The following is a 25,817-nucleotide window of genomic DNA, read 5'->3' on the forward strand; positions in this document are numbered from 1 at the left end:
CAATGCCGGCTGAAGGAGGAGAGAGAGTGCCAGAGGAACCGACCGGGGTGGCACAGGTGCCGACGCGGCGCCGGCAGGCCCGGGGGGAACGCCGGATGGCCGAGATCCTCGACGCGGCAGCGGCGGTGTTCGCCGAGGTGGGATACGAGAACACCACCACCAACGCGATCGCTGCCCGCGCCGCCGTCTCACCCGGGTCGCTGTACCAGTTCTTCGCCAACAAGGAAGCGGTCGCCGCCGCGCTGGCCGACCGGTTCGTGGCGCAGATGCGGGCGGCGCACGCCGCAGCCTTCGACGCGACCGACTTCGCGGCCATCGACCTCGATCAGCTGCTCGACCGGATCGTCGACCCGATCGTGGCGTTCAACATCGCCAACCCCGGGTTCAAGGCGCTCTTCGCCCGCCCGGACATGCCGGCGGGCCTCGCGGACGCCGCCCAGTCGATCCAGTCGGCCCTGCTCGGCCGGGTCGAGGCGATCGTCGCCGACCGGGCGCCCGGCGTGCCGCAGGTCGAACGAACCCGTGTCGCCCGGGTCGCCATCCAGGTCTTCCAGGCAATGATCCCGCTGGTGACCGCCACCACGGGAGGCGAGCGCGCCGCAAACGTACGCGAGCTGAAGAAGGTTCTCCGCGGCTACCTCGCACCGGTCATCGGATGACCCTCCGTACCGCCCCCGTTGGCCCTCAGCGGGGGGCGAGGGCGAGCAGGAGGACGGTGGTCACCAGGCCGGCGGCGGCCACCAGGGTGATGGCACGCGGGGTCAGCACGGCATGCCGGCGGTCGGCCAGCAGCCGGGCCGGGGCCAGCCCCACCAGCGGCCCGAGCAGCGTGACCACCAGCGCCAGCACCGGCAGGCCGACCGCCAGGTCCCCGCTGGAGCCGTCGCCCAGCGCCCGCGCGCCCATCCCCAGCGCGTACGCGACCAGCGCGCCCCCGATCCCGCAGCCCACCAGCAGCGGGTTAGCCGAGCCGGGCAGCTCGCCTGCCTGGCGGGTGCGGTCCAGCACCTCGCGTACCCCGTGCAGCAGCGGCACCGGATCGCCGGTCGCATCCCGGGCCGGCCCGGGCAGCTCGCCCAGTCGCCGCCCGCCGCTGCCCATCCGGGCGCGCAGCTGCCCCCACAGGTGGGCGGCCTCGGCATCGACCCGCTCCACCAACTCCCGCGCCTGCGCCACCTCCGCCTCGGCCCGGCGGACCTGCTCGGTGGCCTCCGCCACCGCCCGGTCGGCGGTGGCGCACTGCTGCGCGTACCAGGTGTGCGCCTCGGCGCGCTGGGCGGCCACCCGGGCGGTCAGCTCGGCGAGCCGACGGATCTGGGCGGCGTACGTCTCACTGGCGACCGGTTCGTTCATCGGGAAGGACCATAGGGGATGATCACCTGGCCGGTGCGGTGCACCGCCCGGTCGAAGTACAGGCCCCGCCACGGGCGCGGGTACCAGTCCGGCCCGCCGGTGCCCGGGTAGAGCGAGGAGCCCAGCTCCGCGCCCTGCACGTCGAGCGCCACCCAGGCCCCGATCTGGTCGGTACGCGCCGCCGGGCCGCCCAGGTCGGCCCGCATCCGGGCCACCCCGCGCCACCAGGCCAGCACGTGCGTACGCCGCTCCGGGCCGTCGTGCAGGATCCGGCGCAGCTGCTCCAGCCCGGTCCGCCGGCCAGCCTTGCCGGCGAGCTGTCCGGCGGCCGCGTCGACCGCGTAGAGCAGCAGATAGTGCGGGCTGTTCGGGGTGCCCGGGGCGCCGAGCGAGTCGCCCACCTCGGCCATCAGCTCGGGGACGGTCTCCTCGTCGTACCAGGCGGCGTCGTCGGCGAGGTCCTCGTAGAGGGCGCGGGCGGCCGGGTCGGCGTCCGGGTCGAGGCAGGCGATGGAGAACCGGGCCGTGCCGGGGCGGTGCTGCCGGGCCAGCGAGCGGGCGGCGGCGTCCAGCACGGCGCACGCCTCGTCCACCCGGGTGCCGAGCACGGCCAGGTTGCGCCCGGGGGCCCGGGGCAGCCGCAGCGCCGCCGAGCGGGCCTGCACGTCGATGATCTCCCCGAGCAGCGCGACCGGGCTGCGCGGCACCCCCTGCTCCGGGGCGGTCAGCGCCCGGAAGTCCGGCGCCTCGGCCAGCTTCGGGATCGCGTCGCCGTCGAAGAGCCGGGCCGGGGAAGCGTCCTGCGGGCGCATCCGCCACAGCCGGTGCTGCAGTTCGCTCCACGTCTCCCAGTCGCCGGCCGACGGGATACGGGCCACCTGGTTCCCCTCGGCCAGCCCCGACTCGGCGTTCACCACCGCGTGGTGCCGGGGCAGCGACTGCGCCGCGTCGTTGCGCTCGGCCAGGATGCGCAGCGCCTTCGGCAGCGCGATCCGCAGGGTGAACTGGGCGACCAGGGCGGGTCGCCCCCACAGCGCCTCGATGCCCCGGACGTCCTGCGAGGCGAGCACCAGGTGGATGCCCTGTGACCGCCCGCGCCGGGCCAGGTCCTCCAGCAGGTCGGCGGCTTCCCGCGCGACCACGTCCCGGCCGGCCAGCAGCGCCTGGAATTCGTCCACCACGGCGACGATCCGGGGCCAGTGCCCGGTCGGGTCCACGGCGCGCAGCTCGGCCAGCTTGGTGACCTCGTGCTTCTTCGCCGCGTCCGCCCGGCGGCGCAGCTCCTCGGCGAGGAAGCGCAGCAGCGCCAGGCCGAACTCCCGGTCGGTGTTCACGTTGATCCCGACCAGCCGCATGTGCGGCAGCCAGCTCGGGTCCCGTCGGCCCTGGGCGAACCGCGCGAACGACACCCCCTCCTTGAAGTCGAGCAGATAGAACTCCAGCTCGGCGGGGGAGTAGCGGGCGGCGAGCGCGCCGATCCAGGCGAAGATCAGGTTGGTCTTCCCGGTGCCGGAGGGGCCGCCGATCAGCGCGTGCGGCGGGTAGTCGCCGAGGGTGAGCTGCACCGGCCGGCCGTGCGGGCCCTCGCCGATCGGCGCGGTCAGGCCGTGCGCCGAGTCCGCCCGCCAGTAGTCCTCGGTCGGGGGCAGCAGGTCGGTGAAGGGCGCCGGCGGCGGTCCGGCGTTGACCCGGGAGGCAGTCTCCCGGCACGTCTCGGTGACCAGCCCGGGCGGGGGCGGGGGGTCGAGCGCCACCGGCAGCCCGCCGATCCGGGCGTCGTCCGGCTCCACCACGACCCGGGTGACCGTGGGGTCGTCGGGCAGCTCGATGCCGCGGACCACCAGGTGCACCCCGCAGGCCGCCCCGGTCCGCACCACCCGGTCGAGCTGGCCGCGCTCGTGCCGGGACAGCTCGTCGCCGCCGAGCAGCACCGCCACCCGCCACGGCTCCGGCCGGCGGCCGGTGGTCGCGGCCAGCTCGCGCAGCGACGCGTACTCCCCGGCCAGCACGGTCTCGTTGATCCGGCGGATCTGCTCCACCAGGTCGTCCAGCAGCCGGCCCAGCCCGCCGGGGCCGACGAAGGTGAGCAGGCCGGCGGTGCCAAGCGGGGCGAACCCGGCGAGCCCGCCGCCCAGGTGCTCCGGGTCGTACCCGACGAGCCGGACGCTGCCCGGGTCGGCGCGCCCCAGCGAGCGCAGCAGCAGGGCCGGCACCACCGCGGCGATGCCCTCCCGGTCGCTGCCGGCGAGGTGCACGTGACCGGCGTCCAGTAGCGGCACCAGCGCCGGCAGCGGCTCCGCGCCGGGGATGCGCACCGTGCCGACGCGTACCGCGCCGGGGGTCTCTGTGCGGTCGGCGGGGGTGGGTCGCCACCGGTCCCACGGGGCGGACGCCGCGCCCGGCGCCTCCCGCTCGGCCGCGGCGGCGGCCCGCCGGGCCAGCTCGGCGATCCGCGCGGTGTGCCGGGCGTCTATCTCGGCGAGCCGGCGGTCGCGGGCGGCGCCCACCCGCTCCGGTACGTCCGCCGCGGCGCGCCGCACCCGGACCAGCCGGTCCCGGCGGGCGGCCAGGTCGGCGTCGGCGGCGGCCAGCCGGTGCCGGGTGGCCCCGAGTGCCTCGGAGAGCAGCCCCCGGACCCGCGACACCACCTGGGCGCGGACGTCAGCCATGCGTACCCCGTCCGGGTTCCCGCTCGTCGGCGTCGTTGGGCAGGTCGCGGCCGAGCCGGTCCAGCAGCACCCCGGTGACCACCCCGGCGGTGACCGCCGGATCCGCGGCGTGCGGTTGTTCCTGCTCGCCGGAACGGCGGGGCGGGGGCATCCGGCAGACCCGGGTCAGCAGGGTGTCCAGCACCGGCGGCGGCAGCCCGGGCAGCAGGTCGCGGACCCGCCCGTCCAGCTCCCGGCGCAGCCGGGCCAGGTCGTCGGCGCGGGGCGGGTGGCCGAGCAGTTCGCCGGCCAGCTCGCGCAGCAGTGGCGGGGCGATCGCGGCCAGCCCCAGCCCGACGTCGGCGTGTGCCTGGCGCAGCTCCGCGTGCAGCCGGGCCCGGTCGCCGGAGCGGACCCCGGTCACCACCCGGCGCAGCAGCTCGCGGGAGTCGCCGACCCGCGCGTCCGGCTCGTCCGGGGCGCCCTCCCGGCCGCCGGTCAGCTCCGCCACCCGCACCGACCACCAGCGCCGCATCGCTGGCTGCTCGCCCTGCTCGGCCGCTGCGTCCGGGGCCGCCGGCGGCGTCTCACCCCGGGGCGCGTCGTGCTTCGGCCGGCGCTGCTCGCCGGTCGGGGCGGGCGCGCCGTCGGCGGCCAGCCCGATCGCGGCCAGGTACGCGGACAGCTGCTCCTGGGCCACCCGCAGCGCGTACCCGGCGGTCTCGGCGTGCTCGGTCGCGGCGGACAGCTCCGGCACCCCCAGCGGGTTCGCCGATTCCTGCCGCACCCAGCGCAGCCGCTCGGTGGCCTGGCCGAACTTCTCCAGCGCCACGGCGAGCTGGGCCAGCGGCAGCTCCTCGGCGGCGGCGCGCACCTGCCCGCCGACGTCCTCGATGATGGACACGTTCCGCCCCCTACAGGGTGGCGACGTAGAGCTGCGCCTGCTCGACCGCGACGAGGGTGGCGGCGAGGCACTCCTCCAGCTCCTGGCTGGCCTGGGTCAGCGACGCCTGGGCCGCCTCCACCGTCTCGTGGCCGCTGCCCTCCAGCGCGCCGGCAAGGGTCTGCTGCGCCTCGGCCAGCTTCTCGCCGGCCGCCTGCACGGCTGTCTGCCCGTCACCTATCTGCTGGAGGGCGACATCGATGGCTGCCTTCAGCTCGGCGACGCTCGCCACGGGGGACCTCCTGGGGGCAAGGGAGATCTCCATTACAACCCATCCCGCCGGATGGGCGAACATCCGCCCTCGCGGTGTTCCTGCCCGGCTGTCCGATCAATCCCCTGACGTGCGCGGAAGCCCTTTCGCCCGGACGGCCCCGGTCCCGCCGGCGAACCGCCTGGTCCCGTGCACGAGTCACCCCGCCGGGCGTACCCCGGTCACCGCACGGGCCCGCGGCGCTGGACGTCCGGAGGCAGCCAGCGTGGCCCGTGCACCTCGGCGCCCAGCGCACCCACCCGGGCCCGCAGCTCCCGGTCGGCGGTGACCACCACCCGGCGTCGGTCCGGCGCCGCGGCGACCAGCTCGACCATGGTGTCGTCGCCGGACCCGGGTGCGGCGACCACGGCCACCCCCGGCGCGGCCGGCACGTCCCGCGCCGCGCCCTCCACCACCAGCACCACGTCCACCGGTGGCGGCAGCTCCGGTGGTACGCCCCGGTCGGCCAGCGGCGCGAGCGCGTCGCGCAGCCGCGCCGCCGCCCCGGCCCGGTCCCGCCACCAGCCGTCCGGCCGCGAGCCCACCACGTTCGCGCCGTCGACGATCAGCAGCGCCCTGTCCGCCATGCCCCCAGCCTGCCATCCGGAGGCGTTTGTCGCGCCGACCGCCGGGTAGCCACCGCCGACCGTGCCGCGCCAGTCGCCCGGCGGGGCGCGCCGCGTCTGAGGAGCGGAGGACAGAGATGATGGGACCCGGTGACTTCGGCTCCGACCCGTGGGACGAGTTCCTGGCCCGGTACTTCGGTCGCGGCGAGGGGGGACGCCGGCCGGCACACCGGGTCGACATCACCCGGCTGATGACCGCCGACGCGCGGGAGATGCTGGCCGACGCGGCCCGGCGCGCGGCGCAGAAGCACAGCAACGACCTGGACACCGACCATCTGCTCTGGGCGGCGCTGCAGCGGGAGCCGCTACGCGATCTGGTACGCCGCGCCGGCGCCGACCCGGACGCTCTGGTCAACGCACTCGGCGGGCGCGGTGACGGGGCGCCGCGCGGCGAGGTGCCGCCCAACCTGTCGCTCACCCCGGCGGCCAAGCGGGCGTTGCTCGACGCCCACCAGCTCTCCCGGGCGATGGGTGCCAACTACATCGGCCCCGAACACATCCTGATGGCCCTGCCGTTGAACCCGGAGTCCCCGGCCGGCCGGATGCTGGCCGCGGGCCGGATCCAGCCGGAGTCGCTGCAGGCGGCCAGCGCGGAACGCGGCGGCGCCCCCCGTCCGGACCGCGGCACCCCCACCCTCGACCAGTACGGGCAGGACCTCACCGAGCTGGCCCGCAACGACCAGATCGACCCGGTCATCGGCCGGGCCGACGAGATCGAGCAGGCCGTGGAGATCCTGTCCCGGCGGACCAAGAACAACCCGGTGCTGATCGGCGAGGCCGGCGTCGGCAAGACCGCGATCGTGGAGGGGCTGGCCGAGCGGATCTGCGACGGCGACGTGCCGCAGACCCTGATCGGCAAGCGGGTGATCCAGCTCGACCTCGCCGGCCTGGTGGCCGGCACCCGTTACCGGGGCGACTTCGAGGAACGGCTGAAGAAGGTGATCGACGAGATCCGGGCCCACAAGGACGAGCTGATCATCTTCCTGGACGAGATCCACACCCTGGTCGGCGCGGGTGGCGCCGGCAGCGAGGGCGGCATGGACGCCTCGAACATGCTCAAGCCCGCCCTCGCCCGTGGCGAGCTGCGGGTGATCGGCGCGACCACGCTGGACGAGTTCCGGCGCAGCATCGAGAAGGACGCCGCGCTGGCCCGCCGGTTTCAGCCGGTCTTCGTGCCCGAGCCGAGCGTCGAGGACACCGTCACCATCCTGCGCGGCCTGCGTGACCGCTACGAGGCGCACCACCAGGTCCGCTTCACCGACGAGGCGCTGGTCGCCGCCGCTGAGCTCTCCGACCGCTACGTCACCGACCGCTACCTGCCGGACAAGGCGATCGACCTGATCGACCAGGCCGGCGCGCGGGTGCGGCTGCGTACCCGTACCCCCGCCGAGGACGTGCGCGAGCTGGAGCGGCAGCTCGACGAGGTGCGCCGCAACAAGGAGCAGGCGGTCGCCGACGAGCAGTACGAGCGGGCCTCCCAGTTGCGCGACCGGGTGTCCGAGCTGGAGGAACAGGTCCGCCGGGCGAAAGGCGACGGGGAGAGCCCCGAAGTGCCGACGGTCGGGCCGACGGAGATCGCCGAGGTGGTCTCCCGAGCCACCGGCATCCCGATCAACCAGCTCACCGAGGAGGAACGCGACCGGCTGCTGCGGCTCGAGGGGTACCTGCACGAGAAGGTCGTCGGGCAGGACGACGCGGTCAGCGCGGTGGCCGAGGCGGTGCGCCGCTCGCGTGCCGGGCTGGCGGACCCGGACCGGCCGATGGGCAGCTTCCTCTTCCTCGGCCCGACCGGCGTCGGCAAGACCGAACTCGCCCGGGCCCTGGCCGAGGCGCTCTTCGGCGAGGCGGACCGGATGGTCCGGGTGGACATGAGCGAGTTCCAGGAGCGGCACACGGTCAGCCGGCTGGTCGGCGCCCCGCCCGGCTATGTCGGCTACGAGGAGGCCGGCCAGCTCACCGAGGCGGTGCGCCGCCGCCCGTACGCGGTGGTGCTGCTCGACGAGATCGAGAAGGCGCACCCGGATGTGTTCAACATCCTGCTCCAGGTGCTGGACGACGGCCGGCTCACCGACAGCCAGGGCCGCACGGTGAACTTCAAGAACACCGTCCTGATCATGACCAGCAACCTCGGGTCGGAGATGATCACCGGTACCCAGCGCACGGTGGGCTTCGGCGTCGGCGAGCCCGGCCGAGAGCAGGAGGCCAGCGAGCTGCGGGAGCGGCTGATGCGCCGGCTGCAGGAGAACTTCCGGCCCGAGTTCCTCAACCGGATCGACGAGGTGATCATCTTCCAGCGGCTGGAGGCCGAGCAGCTGCGGCAGATCACCGAGCTGATGCTGGAGGAGACCAAGCGCCGGCTGCACGCCCAGGACATCCAGGTCGAGTTCACCGCGGCCGGCATCGACTGGCTGGCCGAGCACGGCTACCAGCCGGAGTTCGGGGCCCGCCCGCTGCGCCGGGTGATCCAGCGGGAGGTCGACAACCGGCTCTCCCGGATGCTGCTGGAGCACCAGGTCTCGCCCGGCCAGAAGGTCGTCGTCGACGCGCGGGACGGGCAGCTGTCCATCGAGGTCGGCAGCGGGGACCGCGACTACGTCGCCGCCAGCACCTCGCACCCTCGATGAACCGGAAACGGGACGAGATGACCGAGCCGGAGGAGAGCCGGGAGGAAACCGAGCGGCGCGAACCGATCGTGAGCCCGCCGACGGCGAACCCGTCGCGGGTCAAGGTGCCGCCGGAGGGTGTGAAGAAGCAGACCGACGAGGGCGACCGGACGCCGTCCGGGCCGCCGCCGGAAGAGGAGGCGTGATGGTACGCGAACAGCGCGTGGATCCCGAGGTCGACGTGCTCTGGGACGACTTCCACGCCCTGGTGAACGTCCCCTCCGAGCAGTTGCGCCAGTGGCTGCTGACCCGTGGCTCGGGGGAGGAGTCGTTCGGCCCCGCCCCGAACATGGACCTGCCCGAGCCGGGCCGGCACATCCTGCGGGTGCTGAGCAAGCGCAAGGTGGACCTCACCCGGGAGGACATCGAGGTGATGCAGGCGGCGGTCGACCGCATCCAGGACCTCATCGACGCCCGGCCGAGCGGCGGCAACGCCGACAACGAGTGGCGGTACTCGCTGCTCGACCTCGGGCACGACGTTCTGGTCGAACGCTGACCGGACCGGCCGACGGCACCCGGGGGAGTCCCGGGTGCCGTGCCGTGCGTTAGTCGGACGATTCCATGCTGGGTAGCTCCAAGCCGGCCGCGTCGGCGGCGGCCTGCCGCTCCGCGCGGGCCCGTTCCTCCCGGCTGAGCAGGTTGGCGTACTCGGTGATGTCCGCCGGGTCGGGCACCTCCGGCAGCCGGCGCAGGAACGCCTCCAGGTCGGTGGAGGCGGCGGTGTGCGCGGCGGCCGCCTGGCGCAGCAACTCCCGCTGGTCGGCGGCAGGGTACAGATCAGTCATGGCGCCCTGATACCCGCGCTCAGGCGGTTCGCACCCCGCCGGCCGCCGCCACCTGCGCACCGAAGTCGGGTCGACCCAGCAACCAGGCCAGGTAGTCCGGGTGCGGGGCCAGCGCGTCGGTGTACGCCGCCACGGCCGTCTCGAGCACCGTCTCGGCGACCCGGGCGGTCGGCGCGTCCGGGTGCCAGCCCAGCAGCAGCCGCCAGCGCAGCGGCGTACCGGCCAGCCGGCGGGTCACCAGGCCGGCGACGGGCCGGAAGGTGGCCTGGCAGAGGCCCACCGCCTCGCCGGCGTCCACCAGGTCCAGGCAGCCGCGCACGTCCGCCTCGTACAGCTTGCGGGGGGTGAAGCCGGCGCGGGCGCAGGCGGCGGCGAAGCAGTCGCCGAAGCAGCCCTCCCCGGGCGCCGCGACCCACTGCTCGTGCCGCAGGTCGACCAGGCGCACCTCGTCCCGGCCGGCCATCCGATGGGTCTGCGGCAGCAGCACGAAGATCGGGTCGACGGCGACCTCCCGCCAGCTCAGCCCGAACTCCGCCGACGGGGCGGCGTCCCCGCACACCCCGGTCAGCGCGAAGTCGAGCCGGCCGCCGGCGACCAGTTGGGCCAGCTCGTCCACCGACCAGGACGCGTACGTGCTGATCTGCACGTCGGGCCGCTCGGCGGCGAGCCGGTGCACCAGCCGGCCGAGGATCGGGCTGTTCACCCCGCCGAACCGGTACCGGGTCAGCGGGTCGGCCGCCCCGGCCAGCCGGGCCGCCTCGTCCTGCAGGCCCTTCATCGCCGGCAGCAGCACCCGGGCCCGGTCCAGCACCAGTTCGCCCAGCGCGGTGGGGCGGGCGCCGCGGCGGTCCCGGTCGAACAGCGGTCCGCCGAGGGCCCGCTCGATGCGCTGGAGCTGGGCGGTCAGCGCCGGCTGGGCCAGGCCGAGCATCGAGGCGGCCTTGGTGACGCTTCCCGTCTCCGCGATCGCGCAGACCACCCGCAGATGTCGCAGCTCCAGATTCATACGGTGACGGTAGGACCACGAACGGGGATGCGGAAGGGCCCGTCCGCCATCGGTGTACGCCGATCAGTCGGCCGTCCGTCGCCGCGGCGGCCGGAATCGGCTCAGTGCTTCCCCGGCCGTTCCAGATCGGACAGCTGGGTACGCCGGCCGGTCACCGCGTCGCGGACCTTGTCCAACACCCCCACCGCCGGCTCGACGAGCTTGTTCCACGGCGGGGTGGCCGGGGTGCCCGGGTGCGGCCGGGTCGGCGCCGCCTCCTCGGCGATCTCCCACCGGTTGCCCAGCCGGATCAGCTCGGCGTCGGTGGCCACCTCGCGCAGCGGCGCCACCAGCGCGGCGACCCGGTCGACGTGCCGGCGTACCCGGTCGGCCACCTCGGCCAGCGCCGGGTCGTCCGGCCCGGACAGTTCCCGCAGGGCGGTGAGCAGCCCGGCGTCCGCCTCGATCTCCCGGTCCACCAGTTCGGCGCCGGCCGGCACGGCGGCCCGGGCGGCGGGGAAGAGGTACTGCTCCTCGGCGGACAGGTGCCGGGACACCACGGCGGTGAGCACGTCGAGCACCTCGCGCCGACGCTCGGCGGGCAGGTCCGGGTCGGTGACCTGCCCGGCCAGGCCGAGCAGCGCGGTGTGCTCCCGCGCCACGAGGTCGATCAGGCTCCGGCCACCCGGCCGGTACACGTCGTCAGCGGCGGGCGGCAGCGGCGGCAGGGGGACGGTCATGGTGCACTCCTCGACTGATGGCCGGCGCGGGATCGGCGGCGCCGCCGGCCCCGGGTGAGCGGTGCGGGAACGCCACCGGCGGTACCCGTACCCGCGATCCGTGAAACCGCCCGCCGGGCGGGGCGGACCGGGCGTCGGGACCGGCTGGTATGAAGAAGCGATGACGAGCGACCCCGCCTCCGCCCGACCCGACCCCTGTGACGAGGTCGTGGACCTCTGCCGCGACCTGCTGCGCATCGACACCACCAACACCGGCGACAACGACACCAGCGTCGGGGAACGCCGCGCCGCGGAGTACGTCGCCGAGAAGCTCGCCGAGGTCGGCGTCGACGCGGAGCTGCACGAGTCCGCGCCGGGCCGGGCCAATCTGGTCGCCCGGATTCTCGGCACCGACCCGGGCCGGGACGCGCTGCTGGTGCACGGCCACCTCGACGTGGTGCCCGCCGACCCCGACGAGTGGTCGGTGCATCCGTTCTCCGGCGAGCTCCGTGACGGCTACCTGTGGGGCCGCGGCGCGATCGACATGAAGGACTTCGACGCCATGGTGCTCGCCGTGGTCCGCGGCTGGCAGCGCGCCGGGGTGCGTCCTTCGCGGGACATCGTGCTCGCCTTCACCGCCGACGAGGAGGCCGGCAGCGACTACGGCGCGCACTTCCTCGCCCAGCGGCACCGCCACCTCTTCGACGGCTGCACCGAGGCGATCGGCGAGGTCGGCGGCTTCTCCTACTCGGTTGACGAGCAGCGCCGGCTCTACCTCATCGAGACCGCCGAGAAGGGCATCGACTGGCTGCGCCTGCACGCCAAGGGCCGCCCCGGCCACAGCTCGATGGTGCACGACGACAACGCGGTCACCGCGCTCGCCGAGGCGGTCGCCCGGGTCGGCCGGCACCGCTTCCCGGTGGTCGTCACCGACACCGTGCGGGCGTTCCTCGAAGAGGTCTCCGACGTGCTCGGCATCGAGATCGACCCGGAGGACCCGGAGACCGCGATCGCCAAGCTCGGCCCGATCGCCAACATCATCGGCGCCACCATCCGCAACACCGCCAACCCGACCCGGCTGGCCGCCGGCTACAAGGACAACGTCATCCCCGGCCGGGCCACCGCCACCATCGACTGCCGCAGCCTGCCCGGCCAGTCGGAGCTGCTGGAGCGGCAGCTGCGCGAGCTGATCGGCCCGGACATCGCCATCGAGTACATCCAGCGCCAGCCGGCCCTGGAGACCACCTTCGACGGCGACCTGGTCGACGCCATGTCCGCCGCGCTGCGCGCCGAGGACCCGGGCGCCCGCCCGGTGCCGTACATGCTCTCCGGTGGCACCGACGCCAAGGCGTTCTCGCAGCTCGGCATCCGCTGCTTCGGCTTCGCGCCGCTGCGGCTGCCCGCCGACCTCAATTTCTCCGGGCTGTTCCATGGCATCGACGAGCGGGTTCCGGTGGACGGGCTACAGTTCGGCGTGCGGGTTCTCGACCGGTTTCTCCGCAGCTGCTAGCCGTGTCCGTCACGTCACCGTCGGCGCGGAATCTCCCCCCATCCGAAGGGACTGCCACACATGACCGACCAGCACGGTGAGCTGGACGCCGCCCTGGAGCGGGTGATCGACGCGGCGCGTGCCCACCTGGCCGCCGTCCGCGCCGCCCACGGCCGGATCGACGACGACAACGTCTGGCAGGCGTACGTCGCCCTGAACAATGCCTCGTTCGCCTACGACGAGCAGTTGCTCGACGCGTTCGGCGAGGTGACCCCGTGGGACGTGGAGTCGATCGACCCGAACGAGGCCGACGAGCGCTTCGGCGGCGTCGAGGGGGTCGAGGCCACCGACCCGCACCCGCGCGTCATCTCGGTCCGGCAGCGCCGGGACTACCGGGTGCCGAGCGTGTCCGCCCTGATCCGGGCGGCCGAGGCGGCCCGCCGCGAGGGCACCCCCGAGGAGGACGAGCCGGCCCCGGTCGAGGGGGTCGGCGAGGCCGTGCTGGAGCTGCTGCAGAGCGGTGACGGCTCGCTCAGCGCGCTGGACGTCCCCGAGCTGGAGCCGCTTGACGGCCTGGTCATGGTCAGCGAGGTCAGCAGCCCGGTCGACCTGGAGTCGTTCGACGACGACGACTCGCTCGGCCCGTTCCAGCCGGCCGCCGACGACCGTCTCGTGGGCCGCCTCGACGAGCACCCGTTCCTCGAGCTCGACGAGGAACACGACCACGCCCACTAGGCCACGCCGCCCCCGGGGCCTGACCGTCCGGTCCGGGCCCCGGGGGCGTACCGCGTCGGCCCGGTCCGGCCGTCCTCAGTACGACAGGCCCGGCTGCGGCTGGTTGACCCGGCGGCGGCGCAGCATCACCTGCCGCGTCCCGTCCCGGTACAGCCGCACCCGGGCCAGCTCCCATCCGGAGAACTCCGCCTGGATCGCCAGCTGCGCCGCGGCGGTCAACCGGTCGACATTCGCAGGCAACCGCAGCGGCGCGTATTCGTAGTCCATGCCCTCTATGCTGCCCAGCCCGGTGGTCCACCGCCACCCCCGGACGGTGACCCGGATCGCCGTCCGTCGGCCGGCATCCAGACGACGGGCCTCAGCCGTCCCGTTCCGGGTAGCCCACCGGCACCGCCGAGACGTCGTCGAGCGCGGTGACGATCTCCTCCGGCAGGGTCATCCGCTCCACCTGCAGCGCGCCGAGGAGCTGCCCCACGGTGCGGGCGCCGAGGATCGGCGCGGTGACCCCCGGCCGGTCCCGGATCCAGGCCAGCGCCACCTCCAGCGGCGACACGCCCAGCCCCCCGGCCGCGGTGGCGACCGCCTCCACGATGCTGGAGCAGCGCGGCTCCAGGTAGGTGGCGACGAAGCGCTCGAAGTGCGGCGACGCGGCCCGGGAGTCGGCTGGACGGCCGTGCCGGTACTTGCCGGTGAGCACCCCGCGCCCCAGCGGCGACCAGGGCAGCACGCCCAGCCCCAGCGCCGCGCAGGCGGGCAGCACCTCGCGCTCCACGCCCCGCTCCAGCAGCGAGTACTCCACCTGCGCGGCGACCACCGGGGCGCGCCCCGGCCAGGCGGCCTGCCAGGCGGCGGCCCGGGCGGTCTGCCAGCCGGAGAAGTTCGACACCCCCACATACCGGGCCTTGCCGGTGGACACGGCGTGGTCCAGGGCGGAGAGGGTCTCCTCCAGCGGGGTGTCCGGGTCGTATCCGTGCACCTGCCACAGGTCGACGTGGTCGGTGCCGAGCCGGCGCAGCGACGCCTCCAGGGTCCGCAGCAGGTGCCCGCGGGAGTTGTCCCGCCGGCGGCCGCTGCCCGGCCGCAGCCCCGCCTTGGTGGCGATGAGCAGCTCGTCCCGATCGACCAGGCTGCCCAGCAGCGAGCCGATCACCGACTCGGCGTCGCCGTCGGCGTACACGTCGGCGGTGTCGACGAGGTTGCCGCCCGCGTCGAGGTAGCTCTTCAGCTGGGCGGCCGCGTCGTCGGCGTCGGTGTCCCGTCCCCAGGTCATGGTGCCGAGCGCGAGCCGCGAAACCGCCAGCCCGCTTCGGCCGAGCGGTCGCTGTTGCATGGGTGAACCTTATTTCGAACCTCGCGTCACGGATATCCTCGCCCGGAGTCAAGTTCCTGCTCCACCCAGCCCGGCGAGCTGTGACGCGGTCGGGGGTGAGCCGGTGACCGGCTCGGCCACCGGCATTGCGTAACCTGATGCGACCTGTGGTGCGGACGGTGGGAGGACCAGTGCGACTCGGGCTCAGCCTCGGATACCAGACGGCGTGGAGCGCGCCGGCCGATCATCTGGCCCTGGCTCAGGAGGCCGACCGGCTCGGCTACTCGGTGGTGTGGGCGGCGGAGGCCTACGGCTCCGACTCGCCGAGCATGCTGGCGTGGATCGCCGGCCAGACCGAGCGGATCGACGTGGGCAGCGCGGTGATGCAGATCCCCGCCCGTACCCCGGCGATGACCGCGATGACCGCCGCCACCATCGACACGCTCTCCGGCGGCCGGTTCCGGCTCGGCCTGGGCGTCTCCGGCCCGCAGGTCTCCGAGGGCTGGCACGGCGTCCGCTTCGCCAAGCCCCTGGCCCGCACCCGGGAGTACGTCGACATCGTCAAGCTGGCGATCGCCCGCAAGGAGGTCGCGTACGACGGCGAGCACTACACGCTGCCGCTGCCGGACGGCCCGGGCAAGGCGCTCCGGTTGGGTTTCCACCCACCGCGCGAGCACATCCCGATCTACCTGGCCGCTGTCGGCCCGAAGAACCTGGAGCTGGCCGGCGAGATCGCGGACGGCTGGCTCGCCATCTTCTACGCGCCCGAGTTCGCCGAGGAGCAGCTCGCCGCGGTCCGCGCCGGCCGGGCCAGGATCGGCGAGGAGCTGAGCGGCTTCGACGTGGTGCCGTCCGTCCCGGTGGTGGTCGGCGACGACGTCGCCTCCTGCGCCGAGCTGGTCCGCTGGTACGCCGCCCTCTACGTCGGCGGCATGGGCAGCCGGGAGCAGAACTTCTACAACCAGCTCGCCATCCGGATGGGCTACGGCGACGCGGCCCGCGAGGTGCAGGACCTCTACCTCGCCAAGCGGCAGCGCGACGCGGCGGCCGCGGTGCCGACCGAGTTCATCGACCGCACCTCGCTGCTCGGTCCGAAGGAGCGCATCGCCGAGCGGATGCAGGAGTACGCGGAGGCCGGCGTCACCACCCTGTCGGTGACCCTCTTCGTCGCTGACCGGGAGAGCGGCGTGCAGACCCTGCGCACCGTCGCCGAGGCCCTCGAGCTGTCCGGAGTCGGCGAGTGACCTGGGTCGAGGCCATCGTCCTGGGCATCGTCCAGGGGCTCACGGAATTCCTGCCCGTCTCGTCCTCCGGGCACCTGCGGATCACCTCCGCGATCTTCTTCGGCCGGGATGCCGGCGCGTCGTTCACCGCGGTGACCCAGTTGGGCACCGAGGCGGCGGTGCTCATCTACTTCTTCAAGGACATCTGGCGGATCGTCCGTACCTGGGTGATCGGCATGTGGGACCGCTCGGTCCGGTCCAGCCTCGACTACCGGATGGGCTGGTACGTCATCGTCGGCACCATCCCGATCGGCGTCTTCGGCCTGCTGTTCAAGGACGCGATCCGCGACACGGCCCGGAACCTGTACCTGATCTCCTTCACGCTGATCTTCTTCGCGCTGGTGCTGGCCTTCGCCGAGTACTGGGGGCGGCAGACCCGCACCCTGGAGAACTTCCGGATGCGCGACGGCATCGTCATGGGCTTCGCCCAGGCGATGGCGCTCATCCCCGGCGTCTCCCGGTCCGGCGGCACGCTCACCTTCGGCCTGTTCCTGAACCTGACCCGGGAGACCGCGGCGCGGTACTCGTTCCTGCTGGCCATCCCCGCCGTGGTGCTGTCCGGCGTGTTCAGCCTCGGCGACGTCTTCGAGCCCGCCGAACCGGGCACTGCCGCACCCAGCGTGGCCCAGATGGTGGTCGCCACGGTGATCGCCTTCGCCATCGGCTACGCGGCCATCGCCTGGCTGCTGCGCTACGTCGCCCACCACACCCTGTACCTCTTCGTGCTGTACCGGGTGGCGCTCGGCACCCTCGTTCTGTGCCTACTCCTCACCGGGACGATCCAGGCCACGTAGCCCCTCTTCCTCGGCTGGCTCTCGCTTTTCGGGGGTCTGGGGGCGACCGTGCCCGGCTCCGGGCGGTCAGGCTTGATCCCTGCGCCGGTCACGGTCGCCCCCAGCCCCGTCGTGCGCCTTCGCCGCCCGTGCGTTGCGGTCTTCCTCTGGTACGTACCGCAGTGAGCTGCTGATCTTGGGCGGTGTTCTTCTGTTCTGCTGCTGACGGGAGCTGTCCAAGATCTGGAGACGCCAGCGTTCAGAGACACTGCTGGCCGGCACCCGTCTTGGGGTGCCGGCCAGCAGCTTGTACGCGTTTTCAGTTGGTCAGCTGATCAGGTGGGTCAGCTGTTCCAGTGCTGGGCGACGAGGTCGGCGGCCTGCTGTTCCCACTGGGCGTAGGCGTCCGGGTAGGCCGACACCTGCACGGTCTGGGCGGCCTTGGTCAGCGGCATGTCCTGCCAGCCGTCGATCTGCTTCAGACCCTTCAGGAACGCGGTGGTGGCGTACTCCGGGTTCGTGATCTGCTCCGGCGTGCCCCAACCACTGGAGGGGCGCTGCTGGAACAGGCCCAGCGAGTCGTGGTCATTGGCGTCGCCGAGGTGGCCCAGGTTCTCCAGCTTCGACTCCTGCAGACTCGTGGCGATCGAGATCACCGCGGCCCGCTCCGGCAGGCCCGCCTTCTTGGTGGCGGCGATGATCGCCTTCGCGTTCGCGGTCTGCTCGTCGTTCAGGGTGATCTTCGACTGGGCGCCCTGCACACCATGCGGCACCAGCTTGCCCATGTCCGGCTTGTCGGCCTGCACCGCCGCCACCGGGTTGGCGTGCACCGGCTCAGCAGCGTGGGCGGCGATCGGACCGGCGAACACACCACCGGTGAAAGCCAGACCAGCAACACCAAGAATGCTCTTACGCAGCATCGAGTTCATGACCAAAGCTCCATTCGGGGGTCGGCGCACACACCGCCCACGGGGGTGGGCAGGGCGCGCAAGCACCGTCAGGCGCTCAAAGGGGAAAGTCTTCGACCAGCGGCTCGCGGGGCGAGGGGTTCGCCTCTTCGCGGCGCCGGGACCATATCCAACGACCGGCGGCCCGCCAACATTCCGGGCCCGACCACCCCGGCACACGGGGCGGCTTCCTCGGTCGCGAGTCATGTGCAACGACCGCCGGCCTACCATCATTCCGACCTGGGCCGGCCAGCAAGCCTGCCTCGCGGGGCGCCTACCTCGGCCGTGCACCCGTGTTTCAACGACCCCCGGCCGCCCATCATTCCGGGCCCGGGATGCCGCCGACCACACCCACAAACCGGACATCGCCCACCACCACAGCCCGCCAAGTGGGCCCGAACCGCCCTTGATCCACTCCAGGTCGCGGAAACGGCGGTAACCGACACCCGCCTACACCGCCACATCCCCGACAGGGAGTCGATCACGGGCGGGCCAGGACGGGAGGCCACACTTTCGGCGAAACCGACGGCCGAGCCGGTACCCCCGCCGAGGCGCGGACCGTGTGCAGGTACGCACGCCGTACCCGGGGCGCGAACCACGCACGCCGGACAGCCGGACGGCGCAGGACCACGACGCGGGGTGTGGCCCGCCGTGACCGGCGTAGGGGTCAAGCCTGACCGCCCGGAGCCGGGCACGGCGGGCCACACCCCCAACCGCGACCAAAGCCGGCAGCGGCCCACGACGGGCGCGCGCGGCGGGCCACACCCGAACCGCAGCCGGAAGACAGACGCCGTACCGCCTAGGGTGGTCAGGGTGGCGACCCTTCTGCTTCTGCGACACGGCCGGACCACCGCGAACGCCGACGGCGGCCTGGCCGGCCGGCAGCCGGTCGAGCTGGACGAGACCGGTCGCGCCCAGGCCACGGCGGTCGGCGAGCGGCTGAAGGGGCTCCCCCTGGCGGCGGTGGTGACCAGCCCGCTGGTCCGCTGCCGGCAGACCCTGGAGCTGGCCCTGCCGCAGGCCGAGCCGGTGGTGGAGGAGGGGCTGATCGAGTGCGGCTACGGCAGCTGGGAGGGGCAGCCGCTGAAGAAGCTGGCGAAGGAGCCGCTCTGGCCGGTGGTCCAGCAGCACCCGAGCGCGGCCGTCTTCCCGGAGGGGGAGTCGATGTCGGCGATGTCGGCGCGGGCGGTCGCGGCGGTGCGTTCCTGGGACGCCCGGATCACCGCCGAGCACGGGCCGGAGGCGGTCTGGCTGGCCTGCAGCCACGGCGATGTGATCAAGGCGATCGTGGCCGACGCGCTCGGCGTACACCTGGATCTTTTCCAGCGGATCGTCGCGGACCCGGCGTCGGTGACGGCGATCCGCTACACGGCGCTGCGGCCGTTCCTGGTCCGGCTCAACGACACGGGCGGTGATCTGAGCGGGCTGGTGCCGCCGCCGCGGAAGCGCCGGCGGCGCGCGGCGCGGGCCACGGACTCGGACGCGGCGGTGGGCGGCGGCGCGGGGGCGGCCCCGTGAGCGCGAGGAGTGAACCGATGAGCCGGTCCGCCACGCCCGGGAACGGCCCCCGTGGGCGCCGGTGTTTCGCCCTGGGCGGATTCAGCGTCGGTGCGCTGCACGGCGGTTCCACCCGCCGGATAGGGTCGTGGGTATGACCCACCAGGTGCACGCCTTCGAGCCGCCGGAGCGGTTCGTCGCCGGAACCGTCGGCCCGCCGGGGGAACGTACGTTCTTCCTGCAGGCGCGCGGCGGTGGCCGGCTGGTCAGCGTCGCGCTGGAGAAGGTCCAGGTGTCCCTGCTCGCCGAGAAGCTGGAGGAGTTGCTCGCCGAGGCGCAGCGCCGGTTCGGCGTCCAGTTGCCGGAGGCGGCCCCCGTCGTCGGCGACAACGACCCGCTGGACACCCCGGTCGACGAGGAGTTCCGGGTCGGCACGCTGGGGCTGGCCTTCGACGTGGACAGCGCCACCGTGGTGATCGAGGCGATCGCCGCCGGTGAGACCGAGGTCGAGGTCGCGCTAGGCGAGGCCGACGACGACGAGGACGAGGACCCGGACGAGCCGGACGACGACCTCGACCGGCTGCGGGTGCGGTTGACCCCCGAGGCGACCCGCGCGTTCATCGAGCGGGCCCGTCGCGTGGTCAACGCCGGCCGTCCGCCCTGCCCGCTCTGCGGCCAACCCCTGGACCCCGCCGGGCATCTCTGCCCGCGGCACAACGGTTATCACCGGTGACCTCGTCGGAACTCCAGCCCCGACAGGACGGAGCCGCTGCGCTGCGGCTGCTCACCGATGGTGAGCTCACCCTGGAGGGGCGGCTGGTCGACGCCTCGAACACCACCCTGCGCGGGATCCTCACCCGCGACGGGGTGGCCGCGCGCTGCGTCTACAAGCCGGTCCGCGGCGAGCGTCCGCTCTGGGACTTCCCGGACGGGACGCTCGCCGGCCGGGAGGTGTCGGCCTATCTCGTCTCCCGGGCGAGCGGTTGGGATCTGGTGCCGCCCACCGTGCTGCGGGACGGACCGTTCGGCCCCGGCTCCTGCCAGCTCTGGATCGACGAGCCCGAGGACGCCGAGTCGCTCGTCGGTTTCGTTCCCGCCGACGCCCTGCCGCCACGCTGGTTCCTGGTCGCCGCGGCCCGGGACGACGACGGGGCCGCGTACGCCCTGGCGCACGCCGACGACCCGCGCCTGGCCCGCCTCGCCGTCCTCGACGCGGTGATCAACAACGCCGACCGCAAGGGCGGTCACGTCATCGTGGGCCCCGACGACCGGATCTACGGGGTCGACCACGGCGTCTGCTTCCACGTCGAGGAGAAGCTGCGTACGGTGCTGTGGGGCTGGGCGGGCCGGCAGCTGCCGCCGGACGCGGTGGAGATGCTGGACGGGCTGGCCGGGCAGCTCACCGGTACGCTCGGCGACGAGCTGGCCGAGCACCTCACCATCGGTGAGGTCGCCGAGTTGGCGGCCCGGGTGGACCGGCTGCGGGAGAGCGGGCGGTTCCCGTTGCCCCCGCAGGAGTGGCCGGCAATGCCCTGGCCGCCCATGTGAGCCGTTGTCGCGTTGATCACTTGAGGCGCGGCACCCGAGCGCCTGACGGATCGTTAGGCTGACGGTCATGGAGTCTTGGGTGGGACACGAGGTGCCACGGCTGCCGGGCAAGGGCCAGCCACTGGGGTTGTACGACTCGGCGCGGCAAGGTGTCCACTCCAGTGAGCCCGACGGGGTCGCCTCGATGTACGTCTGCGGCATCACCCCGTACGACGCCACCCACCTCGGGCACGCGGCCACCATGATCGCCTTCGACCTGGTGCAGCGGATGTGGCGGGACGCCGGCCTGTCCGTGCGGTACGTGCAGAACGTCACCGACATCGACGACCCGCTGCTGGAGCGGGCCGAGCGCGACGGCGAGGACTGGAAGGTCCTGGCCATGCGGGAGACCGCCCTGTTCCGGGAGGACATGGAGGCGCTGCGGATCATCCCGCCGGAGCACTACGTCGGCGCGGTCGAGTCGATCCCGGACATCGCCGAGAAGGTCCTGGTGCTGCTCAAGGACGGCGCGGCCTACCGGCTCGACGACGGCACCGGCGACGTCTACTTCGACCTCAGCGCGGCCCCCGAGTTCGGCTACGAGTCGAACCTCTCCCGGGAGCAGATGCTGGAGATCTTCCCGGAGCGTGGCGGCGACCCGGACCGGGCCGGTAAGCGGGACCCGCTGGACCCGCTGCTGTGGCGCGGGGCCCGGGAGGGCGAACCGTCCTGGCCGGGCGGCGAGCTCGGCGCCGGGCGCCCCGGCTGGCACATCGAGTGCACGGTGATCGCGCTGAACCTGCTCGGTGACCGGATCGCCGTGCAGGGCGGCGGCAACGACCTGCTCTTCCCGCATCACGAGTGCTCGGCGGCGCACGCCGAGCGGTTGACCGGCCAGGCGCCGTTCGCCGACCACTACGTGCACGCCGGCATGATCGGCCTAAACGGGGAGAAGATGTCGAAGTCCCAGGGCAACCTGGTCTTCGTGTCCCGGCTGCGGGCGGACCGGGTCGACCCGATGGCCGTCCGGCTGGCCCTGATGAGCGGGCACTACCGCACCGACCGTTCGTGGACCGACGAGCTGCTCGCCGCGGCGCAGGAGCGGCTGGCCCGCTGGCGGCGGGCCGCCGCCTTGCCGGCCGGGCCGGCTGGGGACGAGCTGCTGGCCGGGGTGCGCGCCCGCCTCGCCGACGACCTGGACACGCCCGGCGCCCTGGCCGTGGCGGACGCCTGGGCCGCGCAGGCCCTGGCCGGGGTCGCCGACGACGCAGCCGCCCCGAAGCTCTTCGCGGACACCGTCGACGCCCTCCTGGGTATCCGCCTCTAGGTGCACTGATCGGGGACGTTGGTCAATCGCGTGAAGTAGGCGGACCCGTGAAGGCGTAGCCCGCGGCCTGACGTTTCGCTTCGTCGTGATGGGTTGTTTCGGCGTCACGGAGGGCTTGGGTGGTGACCCGGGAGGCGAGCAGGAGCGCGGCGAGCACGAGTCCGAGGGCTGCGGCGATGAAGGGGGCGCGGATCCCCAGGCTGCGTCCGAGCAAGCCGCCGGCGAGGGCTCCGAGGGGGACGACACCCAGGACGATCAGGCGGTAGGCGGCGGTGACGCGGCCGAGGAGTTCGTCGGGGACTGCTGCTTGGCGCAGGGTGCTGACGACGATCTGGTTCAGCGAGGTGGCAATGGCGGCGCAGAACATGCCGGCAAGGGCGAGGGGTGTGTGGTGACCCAGGCCGAGGATGGCGTAGCTGGCGGCCGGGGTGAGGGCGGCGAGCCAGGTGGTGGGGCCGCCGCCGATGCGGGGCACGACGTGTCCGGCGAGTAGCGAGCCGACGATCGCACCGGCGGCGGGAACGGCGACGAACAGGCCGTAGCGCGACATGGGCATTTGGTACGGACCGGTGATCAGCAGAACGAGCACCCCGCCGGTGGCCGAGCTGAAGAAGTTGATTGCCGCCGAGATGAACGCGACTCGGCGCAGCAGGTCGTGGCGCCAGAAGTGGGCCCATCCGGAGCGGATGTCCTGGGTGATTGTGGTCGGGGTCGAGCGGCGGCCCTCCTGTTCCTCGCTGGTGGGGCGCAGCGCGGGCAGCAGCAGAGCTGCCAGGCCGGCGAGCGCGAACGCGGCCGCGCCGGTGTAGAAGGCCGCTGATGCTGCCAGCGCGAACAACGCCGCTCCGGCAGGCGGACCGATGAAGGTGTTGATGACGGACTGGGTCGCGAACAACCGGCCGTTGGCGCGCTCGAGCTGCTCGCGTGGCACGAGACGGGGTGGGATGGTCAGTGCGGCGTTGTCGACCATCGTCTCGGCGCAACCAGCCAGGAACACTGCGGCGTAGAGCAGTGCGACGTGGCGCCATCCGTTCGCCAAGGCCACGGCGAGCAGCGCGAACGCGGCCGCGCGCAGCCAGTTACCAGCGGTAAGTATCCGGCGTCTGTCCATCCGGTCGGCGATCGCGCCGGCGGGGAGGGTGGCGACCAGCCAAGGCAGGAACTGCACCACCGTCATGCCCGCCACCACGAGCGGGTCACGGGTCAGCGTGGCGACGAGCAGCGGTGCCGCGGCCTGCAGCAGCCCGTCGGCGAGGTTTGAGGAGGCTTGGGACGCCCACAGCGCAGTGAACGGTGTGCGTGGGGCGGCGGCAGGCACGATCAGTCTCCTGGTGGTTTCTCATGGGTGATTGGCCGATTGGGAATGAGCATGCCAGGAGGCTGTCTCACATGCAATAATGCTTTTGGCCATGAGAGGAGCTGGTGGTGAGGTTCGGTCACATCGCGGGCGACCGCATGCTCGACCTGGTGAACACCGTTGACTGGCGCCTCGGCGGGTGCGACCGCACCGAGAAGCTGAAGACCTTCTCCGACGTCGTCGACTGGTGCGTCGAGTCCGACCTGATCAGCGGAGACGAGGCCGTGGCCCTGCGCGACCTCGCCGGCCGGGACGACGTCTGGGCCGAGCGGGAACGACAACAGGTCATCGAAGCGCGCGAGAAGGTCTACGCAGCTCTCTTCGATGATGACCCCGAAGCCGCCGCAGACCTCGCGGGCATGTACCGGGCGGCGATCGCCGCAGCCGACCTGGTCCGCACGGGCGACCGCTGGCAATGGCGAGACCGGGAAATCGACCTCCGCCTGCCCAGCAATCGCATCGTCCGCGGGCTCGTGGCTCTCACCCAGCGCGACGACCTCGACCGCCTTCACCAGTGCGAAGACGCCAAGTGCGGCTGGGTTTACCTCGACACATCACCGCGGCGGAACCGCCGCTGGTGCAACACGAAGGACTGTGGCGACCGCAACCGCGCCCGCGCCTACTATGCCCGACAGAAGGCGAAGAGCCAGCCCTAGGCCTTCGCGTCCGCGTGGCGGACCCAGCCGCCACCGGCGGCCCCTCTTTCCCGCCGGAACGTGTGGCTGTTTCGCCGCGGACAACCACTCGTTCCGTGCATCTCCCAGCAGGACTGCGGGGGGCCGGCGGGCGGTCAGCCGAGGACGAGCCCAGGGTCCGGGTCGGGTTGCTCGGCCGGGGCCGGGATCTTGTACTCCTCGGTGAGGGTGGTCATCGGGCCGGGCCACGTCGCCTGTGCCACCTCGATCGGCTTGCGCCGCTCGTCGTAGGCGACGTGCAGCAGGTGCAGCACGGGGGTGTCCGGGCGGATCTGCAGGGTCTCCGCCTCCTCCCGGCTGGGCTGCCGGGCGCTGATCGTATCGGTCGCGGTGACGTACCTGCGGCCGGTGGCATCCTCGGCCTCCTGGTAGAGCGGGCGGCCGAACGCCTCGGCCCGCTCCAGCGAGGTGCCCGCGGTGTCGGTCGGCAGAAACCAGGAGGCACCCACCTCGACCGGCGACTCGTCGGTGCGGACCAGGTGCCGCCGGCAGAGCAGTTCGGTGCCGTCGGGCACCCCGAACGCGTCGGCCACCTCGGGCGGGGCGGGGGCCGGGCCGACCGAGACGAGCTGCTGCCGGTATCGGGCGGCGAGGTCGGTGTGGTAGCCGCGGAAGCCGCCGTACCGGCCGCGGGAGAGCCGGTTGAGCCGGCGCCGGGTGCCCCGGACGTACGTACCGGAGCCGGGTTTGGTGATCAGGATGCCCTCGACCCGCAGCTGGTCGACGGCGCGCTGCACCGTCTGTTTCGCGACGCCGAACATCTCGGCGATGGCCGGGATGGACGGCAGCCGCTCACCGGGCCCCCAGTCGCCGCGGCGGACCTGGGCCTTGAGCTGCGCGGCGATCTGCCGGTGCGGGAACTCGGCCGCTCCCGGGTTGATCTGCATGCCCGCCTCCTCATCACAGCTAGGTTCCTAGGTTGTCCTAGCGGAGGTGACCACGCCACCCCGGACACGCGGAAAAACCGGCCCCGGACGTGGTGTCCGGGGCCCGGCGGGCTTGATCAGGGAGCGGCTACCAGGAGCCGGCGGTCGGGCCGGCGGAGCCGCCGCGGCGGCGCAGGTACTTCTCGAACTCCTGGGCGATCTCGTCACCGGTGAGCGGGGTGATGCCGGCGTCGCCGACCCGTTCCTCCAACTCGCGGACGTACTCGCCCAGCTCCGCGTCCTGCTCGGCGGCGCTGCGCACCCGCTGCTCCCACTCGGCGGCCTCCTCGGCCAGGTCGGCCATCGGCACCGGCAGGTCGAGCACCTCCTCGACCCGGTGCAGCAGCGCGAGGGTGGCCTTGGGGCAGGGCGGGTTGTTGGCGTAGTGGGGGACGTGCACCCAGAACGACACCGCATCGACCTCGGCCCGGGTGCAGGCATCGTGCAGCACCCCGACGATGCCGGTCGGCCCGTCGTAGCGGGTGGGGGTCAACTGGTAGCGCTTGGCGGCGTCCGCGTCCGACGCGCTGCCGCTGATCGGCAGCGGCCGGGTGTACGGCACGTCGGCCAGCAGCGCGCCGAGCAGCACCACGCGCTCGACCTCCAGGCTGTGGCAGATCTCGAGGACCTGCTCGCAGAAGGTACGCCAGCGCATGCTCGGCTCGATGCCACGGACCAGCACCACGTCCCGCTCGGTGCCGGGCGGGCTGGCCACCATGAAGCGCGTGGTGGGCCACTCCACCCGGCGCGTCTCCCCGTCGGCCATGGTGATGGTCGGCCGGCTCACCTGGAAGTCGTAGAAGTCCTCCGGGTCCAGCTCGGCCACCTGCCGGGCCTGCCAGACCTGCTCCAGGTGCTCCACGGCGGCGGTCGAGGCGTCCGCGGCGTCGTTCCATCCCTCGAAGGCCGCGATGGCGACCGGGGACCGCAGCACGGGCAGTCCGTCGAACTCGGTCACGCCGCCACCTCACCCTGCTCGC

At 73.3% G+C, this 25,817-nt stretch carries 27 protein-coding genes; 13 read left to right on the forward strand and 14 right to left on the reverse strand.

What is annotated here, in order from left to right; all coding sequences use genetic code 11:
* Nucleotides 1-26 precede the first annotated feature (26 nt).
* Nucleotides 27-659 carry a TetR/AcrR family transcriptional regulator gene (locus tag ABZ783_RS26030; RefSeq protein WP_357442390.1) on the forward strand — a complete coding sequence of 211 codons (633 nt, stop codon included), beginning with the start codon at nt 27-29 and terminating at the stop codon, nt 657-659.
* A gap of 25 nt (nt 660-684) precedes the next feature.
* Here ABZ783_RS26030 and ABZ783_RS26035 read toward each other — a convergent pair whose 3' ends face one another.
* The 5 genes from ABZ783_RS26035 to ABZ783_RS26055 all read right to left on the reverse strand — a co-directional run bounded on the left by ABZ783_RS26035 (nt 685) and on the right by ABZ783_RS26055 (nt 5,781).
* Complete coding sequence (locus ABZ783_RS26035) at nt 685-1,353, reverse strand: hypothetical protein (RefSeq protein WP_357442392.1); 669 nt, start codon at nt 1,351-1,353, stop codon at nt 685-687.
* On the reverse strand, nt 1,350-4,022 hold the full coding sequence (locus ABZ783_RS26040; RefSeq protein WP_357442394.1) for an FtsK/SpoIIIE domain-containing protein: 2,673 nt from the start codon (nt 4,020-4,022) through the stop codon (nt 1,350-1,352). Before ABZ783_RS26040 ends, ABZ783_RS26035 begins: the two co-directional genes overlap by 4 nt.
* Nucleotides 4,015-4,905 carry a hypothetical protein gene (locus ABZ783_RS26045; RefSeq protein WP_357442396.1) on the reverse strand — a complete coding sequence of 297 codons (891 nt, stop codon included), beginning with the start codon at nt 4,903-4,905 and terminating at the stop codon, nt 4,015-4,017. The genes ABZ783_RS26040 and ABZ783_RS26045 overlap by 8 nt, the downstream gene beginning before the upstream one ends.
* Before the next feature lie 10 nt (nt 4,906-4,915).
* A complete protein-coding gene (locus ABZ783_RS26050) occupies nt 4,916-5,176 on the reverse strand; it encodes a hypothetical protein (protein ID WP_030504016.1) in 261 nt (86 codons plus the stop codon).
* A gap of 200 nt (nt 5,177-5,376) precedes the next feature.
* Complete coding sequence (locus tag ABZ783_RS26055; protein WP_357442398.1) at nt 5,377-5,781, reverse strand: hypothetical protein; 405 nt, start codon at nt 5,779-5,781, stop codon at nt 5,377-5,379.
* A gap of 116 nt (nt 5,782-5,897) precedes the next feature.
* Here ABZ783_RS26055 and ABZ783_RS26060 point away from each other — a divergent pair, with 116 nt between their 5' ends.
* Genes ABZ783_RS26060 through ABZ783_RS26070 form a run of 3 tightly spaced genes read left to right on the forward strand, consistent with a single transcriptional unit; the run spans nt 5,898 to nt 8,979 of the window.
* Nucleotides 5,898-8,444 carry an ATP-dependent Clp protease ATP-binding subunit gene (locus ABZ783_RS26060; RefSeq protein WP_357442400.1) on the forward strand — a complete coding sequence of 849 codons (2,547 nt, stop codon included), beginning with the start codon at nt 5,898-5,900 and terminating at the stop codon, nt 8,442-8,444.
* Nucleotides 8,441-8,629 (forward strand): hypothetical protein, encoded by a 189-nt coding sequence (locus ABZ783_RS26065; RefSeq protein ID WP_357442568.1) that lies wholly within the window; start codon nt 8,441-8,443, stop codon nt 8,627-8,629. Before ABZ783_RS26060 ends, ABZ783_RS26065 begins: the two co-directional genes overlap by 4 nt.
* On the forward strand, nt 8,629-8,979 hold the full coding sequence (locus ABZ783_RS26070) for a DUF3140 domain-containing protein (protein ID WP_357442402.1): 351 nt from the start codon (nt 8,629-8,631) through the stop codon (nt 8,977-8,979). Before ABZ783_RS26065 ends, ABZ783_RS26070 begins: the two co-directional genes overlap by 1 nt.
* A 49-nt stretch (nt 8,980-9,028) precedes the next feature.
* Here ABZ783_RS26070 and ABZ783_RS26075 read toward each other — a convergent pair whose 3' ends face one another.
* The 3 genes from ABZ783_RS26075 to ABZ783_RS26085 all read right to left on the reverse strand — a co-directional run bounded on the left by ABZ783_RS26075 (nt 9,029) and on the right by ABZ783_RS26085 (nt 10,993).
* Complete coding sequence (locus ABZ783_RS26075; RefSeq protein WP_357442404.1) at nt 9,029-9,268, reverse strand: hypothetical protein; 240 nt, start codon at nt 9,266-9,268, stop codon at nt 9,029-9,031.
* A 19-nt stretch (nt 9,269-9,287) separates the two neighbouring features.
* Complete coding sequence (locus ABZ783_RS26080; protein ID WP_357442406.1) at nt 9,288-10,274, reverse strand: LysR family transcriptional regulator; 987 nt, start codon at nt 10,272-10,274, stop codon at nt 9,288-9,290.
* 101 nt (nt 10,275-10,375) lie between these two features.
* On the reverse strand, nt 10,376-10,993 hold the full coding sequence (locus ABZ783_RS26085; RefSeq protein ID WP_357442408.1) for a hemerythrin domain-containing protein: 618 nt from the start codon (nt 10,991-10,993) through the stop codon (nt 10,376-10,378).
* A 160-nt stretch (nt 10,994-11,153) separates the two neighbouring features.
* On the opposite strand from ABZ783_RS26085, the gene ABZ783_RS26090 reads away from it, so the two are divergent.
* Nucleotides 11,154-12,482 carry a M20/M25/M40 family metallo-hydrolase gene (locus ABZ783_RS26090; protein WP_357442410.1) on the forward strand — a complete coding sequence of 443 codons (1,329 nt, stop codon included), beginning with the start codon at nt 11,154-11,156 and terminating at the stop codon, nt 12,480-12,482.
* Between the two features lie 60 nt (nt 12,483-12,542).
* Nucleotides 12,543-13,196 (forward strand): hypothetical protein, encoded by a 654-nt coding sequence (locus ABZ783_RS26095; RefSeq protein WP_357442412.1) that lies wholly within the window; start codon nt 12,543-12,545, stop codon nt 13,194-13,196.
* A gap of 75 nt (nt 13,197-13,271) precedes the next feature.
* On the opposite strand, the gene ABZ783_RS26100 is transcribed toward ABZ783_RS26095, so the two are convergent.
* Entirely contained in the window at nt 13,272-13,463 is a 192-nt protein-coding gene (locus ABZ783_RS26100; protein ID WP_073838148.1) for a DUF5703 family protein, read from the reverse strand.
* Nucleotides 13,464-13,554: 91 nt separating this feature from the next.
* Nucleotides 13,555-14,526, reverse strand: a complete 972-nt coding sequence (locus tag ABZ783_RS26105; RefSeq protein WP_357442414.1) for an aldo/keto reductase — start codon at nt 14,524-14,526, stop codon at nt 13,555-13,557.
* 170 nt (nt 14,527-14,696) lie between these two features.
* Here ABZ783_RS26105 and ABZ783_RS26110 point away from each other — a divergent pair, with 170 nt between their 5' ends.
* Both ABZ783_RS26110 and ABZ783_RS26115 read left to right on the forward strand, forming a co-directional pair.
* Nucleotides 14,697-15,749, forward strand: coding sequence for an LLM class F420-dependent oxidoreductase (locus tag ABZ783_RS26110; protein ID WP_357442416.1), 1,053 nt, complete (start codon nt 14,697-14,699; stop codon nt 15,747-15,749).
* A complete protein-coding gene (locus tag ABZ783_RS26115) occupies nt 15,746-16,582 on the forward strand; it encodes an undecaprenyl-diphosphate phosphatase (protein WP_357442418.1) in 837 nt (278 codons plus the stop codon). The genes ABZ783_RS26110 and ABZ783_RS26115 overlap by 4 nt, the downstream gene beginning before the upstream one ends.
* 323 nt (nt 16,583-16,905) lie before the next feature.
* Here ABZ783_RS26115 and ABZ783_RS26120 read toward each other — a convergent pair whose 3' ends face one another.
* A complete protein-coding gene (locus ABZ783_RS26120) occupies nt 16,906-17,490 on the reverse strand; it encodes a hypothetical protein (protein ID WP_357442420.1) in 585 nt (194 codons plus the stop codon).
* 822 nt (nt 17,491-18,312) lie between these two features.
* Here ABZ783_RS26120 and ABZ783_RS26125 point away from each other — a divergent pair.
* From ABZ783_RS26125 to mshC, 4 genes are all read left to right on the forward strand, one after another.
* A complete protein-coding gene (locus tag ABZ783_RS26125) occupies nt 18,313-19,026 on the forward strand; it encodes a histidine phosphatase family protein (RefSeq protein WP_357442422.1) in 714 nt (237 codons plus the stop codon).
* A 133-nt stretch (nt 19,027-19,159) separates the two neighbouring features.
* Complete coding sequence (locus ABZ783_RS26130) at nt 19,160-19,738, forward strand: DUF3090 domain-containing protein (protein ID WP_073840130.1); 579 nt, start codon at nt 19,160-19,162, stop codon at nt 19,736-19,738.
* A complete protein-coding gene (locus ABZ783_RS26135; RefSeq protein ID WP_357442424.1) occupies nt 19,735-20,553 on the forward strand; it encodes an SCO1664 family protein in 819 nt (272 codons plus the stop codon). The genes ABZ783_RS26130 and ABZ783_RS26135 overlap by 4 nt, the downstream gene beginning before the upstream one ends.
* A 67-nt stretch (nt 20,554-20,620) precedes the next feature.
* The gene (mshC, locus tag ABZ783_RS26140; protein ID WP_357442426.1) at nt 20,621-21,859 is read left to right on the forward strand and encodes a cysteine--1-D-myo-inosityl 2-amino-2-deoxy-alpha-D-glucopyranoside ligase; all 1,239 of its coding nucleotides are present in this window, start codon (nt 20,621-20,623) and stop codon (nt 21,857-21,859) included.
* Between the two features lie 22 nt (nt 21,860-21,881).
* On the opposite strand, the gene ABZ783_RS26145 is transcribed toward mshC, so the two are convergent.
* Nucleotides 21,882-23,177 carry an MFS transporter gene (locus ABZ783_RS26145; RefSeq protein ID WP_357442428.1) on the reverse strand — a complete coding sequence of 432 codons (1,296 nt, stop codon included), beginning with the start codon at nt 23,175-23,177 and terminating at the stop codon, nt 21,882-21,884.
* Nucleotides 23,178-23,284: 107 nt separating this feature from the next.
* On the opposite strand from ABZ783_RS26145, the gene ABZ783_RS26150 reads away from it, so the two are divergent.
* Nucleotides 23,285-23,872: a CGNR zinc finger domain-containing protein gene (locus ABZ783_RS26150; RefSeq protein WP_357442430.1), complete on the forward strand. Its 588-nt coding sequence runs from the start codon at nt 23,285-23,287 to the stop codon at nt 23,870-23,872.
* Nucleotides 23,873-24,006: 134 nt separating this feature from the next.
* Here the strand turns inward: ABZ783_RS26150 and ABZ783_RS26155 are convergent, their stop codons facing one another.
* Together ABZ783_RS26155 and ABZ783_RS26160 are read right to left on the reverse strand one after the other, a co-directional pair.
* Entirely contained in the window at nt 24,007-24,798 is a 792-nt protein-coding gene (locus ABZ783_RS26155; RefSeq protein WP_357442432.1) for a GntR family transcriptional regulator, read from the reverse strand.
* A 127-nt stretch (nt 24,799-24,925) separates the two neighbouring features.
* Nucleotides 24,926-25,795: a PAC2 family protein gene (locus ABZ783_RS26160; RefSeq protein WP_357442434.1), complete on the reverse strand. Its 870-nt coding sequence runs from the start codon at nt 25,793-25,795 to the stop codon at nt 24,926-24,928.
* Nucleotides 25,796-25,817 lie beyond the last annotated feature (22 nt).

Source organism: Micromonospora sp. NPDC047738 (assembly GCF_040642675.1).
In the GTDB taxonomy this organism is placed as follows: Bacteria; Actinomycetota; Actinomycetes; order Mycobacteriales; family Micromonosporaceae; genus Micromonospora.